This window comes from Kitasatospora sp. NPDC007106 (assembly GCF_040634455.1).
Taxonomy (GTDB): Bacteria; Actinomycetota; Actinomycetes; order Streptomycetales; family Streptomycetaceae; genus Kitasatospora; species Kitasatospora arboriphila.
On sequence record NZ_JBEYFP010000956.1, the window covers coordinates 1 to 2087 of the forward strand.

General features: G+C 72.4%; 1 protein-coding gene. It reads left to right on the forward strand.

Annotation, left to right across the window (positions count from 1 at the left end; all coding sequences use genetic code 11):
• Nucleotides 1-107: 107 nt before the first annotated feature.
• Nucleotides 108-1934 (forward strand): glycoside hydrolase family 15 protein, encoded by a 1827-nt coding sequence (locus ABZ641_RS34465; protein WP_359988277.1) that lies wholly within the window; start codon nucleotides 108-110, stop codon nucleotides 1932-1934.
• Nucleotides 1935-2087: the final 153 nt, after the last annotated feature.

Genomic DNA, 2087 nt, shown 5'->3' on the forward strand with positions numbered 1-2087 from the left:
GGCGGCAGTGGCGTCGGCCGGACCGTCACGACAGTCTCGCGTCATACCAGGACATCCGTGACATAACGGCTACGCTGCGCCGAGGAAGCCGAGACCTCGGAGAGCTCATGGACCGTTACCCGCCCATCGCCGACCACGGACTGGTGGGAGACCTGCAGACTGCCGCGCTGATCTCCTCGAAGGGCGTGGTGGACTGGTTCGCCGCGCCGCGGTTCGACTCGCCCAGCATCTTCGCCGCCCTCCTGGACCACGACCGCGGCGGCCACTTCCGGCTGGCCCCGGTGGAGCACGCCCCGACCTGCCGTCAGCTCTACTACCCGGACAGCGCAGTCCTGGTCACCAGGTTCATGTCCGAGGACGGCGTCGGCGAGGTCATCGACTGGATGCTCCCCGACAACAGCAAGCGCGCCTCGGACCGCCACACCCTGATCCGGGCGGTCCGCGCCGTCCGCGGCACCGTCCGGTTCGAACTCGACTGCCGGCCGCGCTTCGACTACGGCCGGGCCGACCACCAGGTGACCGTCGACGGCCAGGACGCCGTCTTCCGCGCGCCCGGCGCGGCACTGCACCTGCGCGCGCTGTTCCCGCTGCACCGGTCCGACCGGGACGTCCGCGGCACGGTCACGCTCGACGCCGGCCAGACCTCGGGCGTCGTCATGACCTCCTGCGGCCCCGACGGCGAGGCCCCGCCGCCGCCCACCGAGGCCCGGCTCACCGAGCAGCTGTGGGAGGCCGTCGACCACTGGCAGACCTGGGTCCGCCAGTCGAACTACCGCGGCCGGTGGCCGGACGCCGTCCACCGGTCCGCGATCACCCTCAAGCTGCTCACCTACGCCCCGACCGGCGCACCGATCGCCGCCGCCACCATGGGCCTGCCCGAGCAGGTCGGCGGCGAGCGCAACTGGGACTACCGCTTCACCTGGGTGCGCGACGCGTCCCTCTCGGTGCGCGCCCTGCTGGACCTGGGCTTCACCGAGGAGGCCAGTGCGTACACCCGCTGGCTCGGCGACCGGATCCACGATCGGCTGGAGATGCCCGGCGAGCGGCTGCAGATCATGTACCGCGTCGACGGCGACCCGCAGCTGACCGAGGAGATCCTCGAACACTTCGAGGGCTACCGCGGCTCGTACCCCGTCCGGGCCGGCAACGCCGCGATGGACCAGTTGCAGCTGGACATCTACGGCGAGGCGCTGTACGCCATGGCCGAAGGACGCGAGATCGGGGTCCAGGCCGGCTACCGCGGCTGGAAGGCGGCGGCGAAGACCCTCGACTGGCTCGCGGACAACTGGGACCGCCCCGACGAAGGGATCTGGGAGACCCGCGGCGGCCGCAAGGACTTCACCTTCAGCCGGGTGATGACCTGGGTCGCCTTCGACCGCGGCATGCGCCTGGCCGAGGAGTTCAGCCGACCCGCCGACATCGTCCGCTGGCGGAGCACCCGCGACGCCGTGCTGAAGCAGATCATGGAGCGCGGCTGGAGCGAGAAGGAGCGGGCGCTCGTCCAGCACTACGACGGCGACGTCCTCGACGCCTCCCTGCTGCTGATCCCGCGGGTGGGCCTGCTCGGGCCGAAGGACCCTGCATGGCTCTCCACGCTCGACGCGATGGACCGCAAACTCGTCTCGGACAGCCTCGTCTACCGCTACGACCCGGCCGCGTCGCCCGACGGCCTGCGCGGCTCGGAGGGCACCTTCAGCCTCTGCACCTTCCTGTACGTCGACGCGCTCGCCCGCGCCGGCCGGCTGCGGCAGGCCCGTTACGCCTTCGACAAGATGCTCACCTACGCCAACCACGTCGGTCTGTTCGCCGAGGAGATCGGCCCCTCCGGCGAGCAACTCGGCAACTTCCCGCAGGCGTTCACCCACCTGGCCCTGATCGACGCGGCCCTCGCCCTGGACGAGGAACTCGACCGCGCCGAGGGCCGCACCGGCTGACCGCGCACAGCGCCGGCCCCTCCGGGCTCTCCCGGGGCGGCCGGAGGCGTGCCGGCGCCGGGTCGTCCGGGGCCGTCCGGCTTGTCCGCGGCGGGGTCACTGCTGCTGCGGGGCTCCGGGCGCCGCCACCGCCTCGGGTCCCGCCGCTGCGTG

What these genes read in the sequence shown, in the direction of transcription:
- ABZ641_RS34465 (WP_359988277.1), top strand. Translation starts at nt 108, where the DNA reads ATGGACCGTTACCCGCCCATCGCCGACCACGGACTGGTGGGAGACCTG.